The organism is Hahella sp. CCB-MM4 (genome assembly GCF_002260525.1).
Lineage (GTDB): Bacteria > Pseudomonadota > Gammaproteobacteria > Pseudomonadales > Oleiphilaceae > Hahella.
Map to the genome: position 1 here is coordinate 1 of NZ_MRYI01000038.1, position 5287 is coordinate 5287.

General features: G+C 43.4%; 7 protein-coding genes and 1 pseudogene. 1 reads left to right on the forward strand and 7 read right to left on the reverse strand.

Annotation, left to right across the window (positions count from 1 at the left end; translation table 11 throughout):
* Positions 1–152 (forward strand): annotated as a pseudogene (locus BTA51_RS28605) (IS256 family transposase); the annotation flags it as partial.
* Positions 153–771: 619 nt separating this feature from the next.
* Here the strand turns inward: BTA51_RS28605 and BTA51_RS28615 are convergent.
* The 7 genes from BTA51_RS28615 to BTA51_RS28650 all read right to left on the reverse strand — a co-directional run.
* Complete coding sequence (locus tag BTA51_RS28615) at positions 772–1374, reverse strand: hypothetical protein (protein WP_094712502.1); 603 nt, start codon at positions 1372–1374, stop codon at positions 772–774.
* 128 nt (positions 1375–1502) lie between these two features.
* On the reverse strand, positions 1503–1829 hold the full coding sequence (locus BTA51_RS28620) for a hypothetical protein (protein ID WP_094712503.1): 327 nt from the start codon (positions 1827–1829) through the stop codon (positions 1503–1505).
* Positions 1830–1940: 111 nt separating this feature from the next.
* Complete coding sequence (locus BTA51_RS28625; RefSeq protein WP_094712504.1) at positions 1941–2441, reverse strand: hypothetical protein; 501 nt, start codon at positions 2439–2441, stop codon at positions 1941–1943.
* A 467-nt stretch (positions 2442–2908) separates the two neighbouring features.
* Entirely contained in the window at positions 2909–3367 is a 459-nt protein-coding gene (locus BTA51_RS28635) for a hypothetical protein (protein WP_094712506.1), read from the reverse strand.
* A gap of 89 nt (positions 3368–3456) precedes the next feature.
* A complete protein-coding gene (locus BTA51_RS28640) occupies positions 3457–3780 on the reverse strand; it encodes a hypothetical protein (protein WP_094712507.1) in 324 nt (107 codons plus the stop codon).
* Positions 3781–3860: 80 nt separating this feature from the next.
* Complete coding sequence (locus tag BTA51_RS28645; protein ID WP_141215698.1) at positions 3861–4346, reverse strand: hypothetical protein; 486 nt, start codon at positions 4344–4346, stop codon at positions 3861–3863.
* Positions 4347–4598: 252 nt separating this feature from the next.
* Positions 4599–5287 (reverse strand): IS110 family transposase (locus tag BTA51_RS28650; RefSeq protein WP_141215699.1); only part of this gene is annotated, 689 nt, incomplete at its 5' end.

The window sequence follows — 5287 nt, forward strand, 5'->3', positions numbered from 1 at the left end:
TTGCCAATGAGAACAGTTTGCTGAAGCTGCTGTACGCTGGTATGTTGAATGCCACAGAACGGTGGACGCATCCGGTGCAGAACTGGAATCTCACGCTCTCGCAGCTATCGATTCACTTTGAAGGGCGATTGGACGCCCATATCGATCTGTGACCTGGCTGACACAGAGTTTTGAACACCCTCCTGCCTTACCTTGCTCATCAAAGTTTACGCCAACATCACCGTAATCATCTCTTGCGCCACCATATTCATTTGGTGGTCTACTGTATTTAGGAGACATGCCTAAAACTTGTCTAACTTCTGATTGAGTCATGCCAAATTCAAGTGGTATCGGGCCTTTATATGGCTCAAATTCAAACTTCAATGTTCTGCCTCATTTCGTATAAAATTTGTTTATATTATTTTTAGACCGCTTATATTTTCCCAATATTCGACCACAGAAAACCATGGGTAACAAGTAACTAACGCCCAGCTTAAATGAGTCTGGAACATAAAACTCAAGTGTTGTACCACCTATGAACGTCAAGATAAAAGTTATTGCACAAGTACCACCAATGAACTGCAAAGATAGGGCTAAACGGTCTGTTACTAACAGCTCAGAATCGCTACCCTTCCCACCCCAAATCAGAAAGGAAAGCAGTATTAACCAATATGGAAGAAGCATCAAAGTAATGTGAAAATCCATCTCAAATCATTCTCAAGAAAATATAACGCCTGATCTTAGATGCCAGTTTGGAGCGCCAGTGGGAAACTGGTCGGCTGCAGCCCTTTGTTAAGTTTGGTTTTCCAAGATACTCAATAGCTGATTTCTATATATCTTGCCTTCTGTATATCCTGCGTAGGAGTCGAAATAGCTGAAAACGTGGACGGGCAGAAAAATCCAGCCAAACCAAGTTTTTTTAACGACTCGTAGGTTCTTTTCTTTTTCACCCACTATAAACCTGTAGGTCCTATGCGCCCGAGACTCATCGATAGGAACCAAATACAAAGTGAAGACAGCCAAAATTTCTGCACCCGCCTCACGATTCGCAATGTCATAATCTATTTCAATATGCAGCGCCTCTTCATGCTCACTCCCAACCTCCTTTGCTACACAGCCATACTCTGAAATTGTTTCTTCCGTCCACCGCGCATACTGGTCAATTTTTGGCCTTGGGTTTGTATACTTGCTGCCTATAGCGCCCACAGCCTTAATGCTGTAACGGACAACACAGTTCGAGGGAGAACTAAGTATAAAGGAACGTTCTTCTGTACCAAATTCTTGGTTTATCAGACCATAACTGAACCCACTGTCAGCCTCAGACTTATAAGTTACAGTGCAACCTGATAGTTGGAATAAAAGCAGGAGACAAACAGTATAAAGTTTAAAACTCATCTCGTGTCCTCATGTTCGAGTCATGCAATTTCTGAAACTTAACGCCGCCATAAAACGCGCGACGCTAGGAGTGTCGTAGGCCGCGCTTTTTGCGTCCGATTTTTAATGGCCTTGTTATACATATTCATTTACTTTGTCACCGGATAAACGCCTGGCGAACTTAGAAATACGCCATTACTAAGCATATACAAGAATGCCAATGCGCAAATAGCGACAATTGCGGAATTCACCCATATGACCGAACGAAAGTACCCGAGACTGCCAATTGAAGAGCGCTTTATCAGCGAAGTGAGCACAGGCAGCGCGATAATAGACAAAAGGCCAACTAGAAAAATGGTTGGAATATATTCTTCGTAATAGTATGGAAACCAAGACTCATAAAAAGCCATGAAAAGAAAGTAGTAGCTAGCCACCGCTGCAATAGAGATCAGCAGTCCTAGGGTGAATTTTTTCATGTGGGAATTAACCTGCCCCTTAAGGTATAACGCCTTGCTAAGGGGTACCTGGAGCAACGCGTAAGGTATCCCACGGAGGGCCAACGGCCCGGAGTGAACTTAAGCAACTTGTTAAATTTTTTTTGCACCACTCTCGACGAACTCTTTAATTGTATTATTGAAATACTCAGGATCAATTTCTCCGGTGAAGAAAGTGCCCGCGCCCGGTCCATTATCGTGGTTCTCGATAGTTGCTATTATTGATTCAGCGACCGGAATAAGGAAGCATGTAGCATTGTCTGTATTTGGCCCCCAATTGAGAATTCTTTGATTAGGATATATTTCATCATTTTCTATATCAAAATTCGTAGATTCAGAATCTCGAGTGCTCAAGATGAATTCGTGAGCTTCCATGGGTGACATATTTATAAAGTATTTGGAGAACTTCGATAAATCTCGCCCTTCAATCAGATCATCCTCAGCTTGAGCAATTAAAGACTTTAGATAAGCAACATTATCTATCTTGGTGATGTGACGCCCCAATAGCCATACATCAAGATAAAACAGATCTCTAGATCCTTCGACTTTATCTCCTAATTCAATCTCGATTATGTCTCTGCGCCCGATTTTCACTCGTACTCCCTGAGAAATTTAACGCTTTGCTAAGCGGCGAGCGCTAGCGAGTCCAGTGGAGGCCGCATTTTGGCTGGAACGATGCTTGAGCAATTTGTTATAAGGCATTACTCGAAGCACCTTTTGATTAAGTAACCACATACCCACGCTAGACCAAAAAAGATACCTGCTATGGCAAGCAGGCCAAAACTGGCACCGGCTAGCTGGAAGGTTAACTCTTTGTCCGTAGATACAAGCTCAGTAATAAGTACCCAGATTATGCCTGCTCCGAAAACACTGAATGCAAGGAGACCAATAAGCATGGAAAAGAACACAAAAGGCCTTTGTAGCCTCTTAAGCTGGATGCCTAACAGTATTGCTTCAATTAATCCCATAGCTGGATCTTGGTTGCCTTATAACGCCCGCATTTGGGGCGGCTGAAGCGTAGCGTAAGCCGTCCCAGCCCGTAGGGCGACAACATGCGTTTGTTATACGCTGAACTTTGCGACTGCGCGCTCATAAATGGGCCTGTATTTACTAAAAATTGGTTGTACATGCTTAACAGCCTCTTCCTCTGCTTGGTCATGCCAACCAAAATAATCTTCAGCTATGTATAGCTCTTGGCGTTCTTCTTCAGGCAACTCCAAATCAAGATCAAAGAGTATTCGTGCTACAGCATCATACAGTGAAATTTGTGCGTTTGAATATTTACTCGCAGCTTCACCAACAAGGAAATCTTGGTCCGGCTCTCCATACACTTGAAAATTATTGCTTATCATTTCAAGAATCTCTGACACATCAGATGCCAAAGATATTCTTTCAACAAATTGATCAATCCCCTCATCCGTGTATTGGGAGTACGCCCATTCGATAGCCTTCTCGTAAGAAATAGCATTCTTCTTCAAGAGGTAGCTCAGAACATTGTATTCATCGGCACTGTGTTTCATGTTGGTTGCGTATAACGCCTTTAGCTGGAAGCAAAGTAACCGGAACTTTGCGGAGGTTGCTTTGTCTCTAGCCTATAATTGTTAGGTGCTCATCGGTCCGGGTCTAGGCGCCAATTAACTCCATTATCAGTGCAGAAAACTGGAATTAAAATCGGCTCGATCTTCCCGCTTTCATCTACCAAGCACCATTCACTATCTTCAATCAAATCTATGAACTTTTCCTCTTCAGCATAATACTCTTCTGTGAAGTTTCCTTCTTCTATCTGCGGCCAAGTTCGACCACTAAACTCGACGTATTGCTGAATAATATCAGGAGCTGTATCGCATAGAGAATAACGTCCAAAAAAAGTAGGAAAATCCTGATCCTCTAAATCAATCGTAGCTACTAACTTCTCTTTCCACCGTAATTCCATCTCTATCCTTTTAAGCCTAACGCCCGCATTTGCGGCTGGTTTGGAGCGCAGCGGAAAACCAGTCCGACAACATGCGCTTGTTAGGCTTTGACTGCATGATAAAAGACTCCCAGCCCATTGGGATTATAAAAATCCCAGCTAGCATTTTCATACCGAACGAAGACCTCATGGGCCTGGAGAGCATTCCACCACTTCGTCAATGTTTCGAAAAATTGCGATGTAGTAAATTCACCGCAAAGATCATTTGGAAAATACGATATTTCAACAGCTATTTTTTCATCTTCCGGCCAATCGAGAAACAGATGAACTTGGCTTACAAAACTATCACTAGATTTCAGCTGACCATGAATACAACCTTCTTCGCGTGTTTTAATGTAAGACATCACGCTTTCAGCAGACAATTCAACAATTTCACCGTCTTGATCCAGTAGCTCACCATCGTCAAATGCCTCGAGAAAGAGCTTCGTGAACATTTCAACGCAATCCAAAGCGGCCGGAGTAAAAGTAATATCCCTAGTACTACCATCGCTGTCGGTTAAATATTCGAGTATTTCAGCTTCATTCATACGAGAGCCTAACATCTATGGACGCTCCACCTGTTGCAAGAAGATCCATTGATTAATTGGTTGTGCAGCCATCTATTCGGACTTTGCGATACTGCCATGCCTATGTCCCTGATGATTTCCGCTAATCCGATTCTAAACATTTGGACGTTCTATTAAAACGATGTTAGGCCCAGAGTGTTCGGATTACGGTTCAACCGATTTGCCATCAATTTGATCTTCCCACACACAACGCGACGTCAGCATTTAATTGATTCAAACCACTTGATAATGCTCGTCATAGCTTCTGTGATGATAAAGCATTGCCCAAGCTATACGAGCCAGTTTATTGGCTAATGCAACAATGACAACATTTCTATGGCGGCGAGCTGACAGTTCTGAGAGCCAATTCGTCACCAATCGTTTTGGGTTCATATGCCTTAGTACGGCTCTTGCTCCATGAATGAACATCCGACGCAAGTAGGCATCACCCCGTTTGCTGATTCCAAGTAAGCAAGTCTTACCACCACTGGAGTGCTGTTTAGGAACAAGGCCCAACCAAGCAGAGAACTGACGCGCATTCATAAAACACTTTCCATTCCCTATCGAAGCAACAACAGCTGTGGCCGTTAAACGACCAATACCAGGGACAGCCTCCAGACGCTGACATGCCTCCGTGTTTTTACTATAAGAATCGAGCTCCTGATCAAGCTCTGATATGAACTCTTCTAAATCTCTTAAGCGCCCCTGCATACGTCGTATATGGCGCTGCATTATTGGCGAGAGTTCGGTTTCAACTATGGAATAGTCTGTCGCCATCCAGTGCTTTAGCCTATGAGCTCCTACCGGTACGACAATACCGAATTCAGCTAGGGTGGCCCGAAAACGATTAATCAAAGCTGTCCGCTCTTTAGTGAGACCATCTCTTTCACGGTGGAGCAAAAGTACTGACTGTTGATCTACCG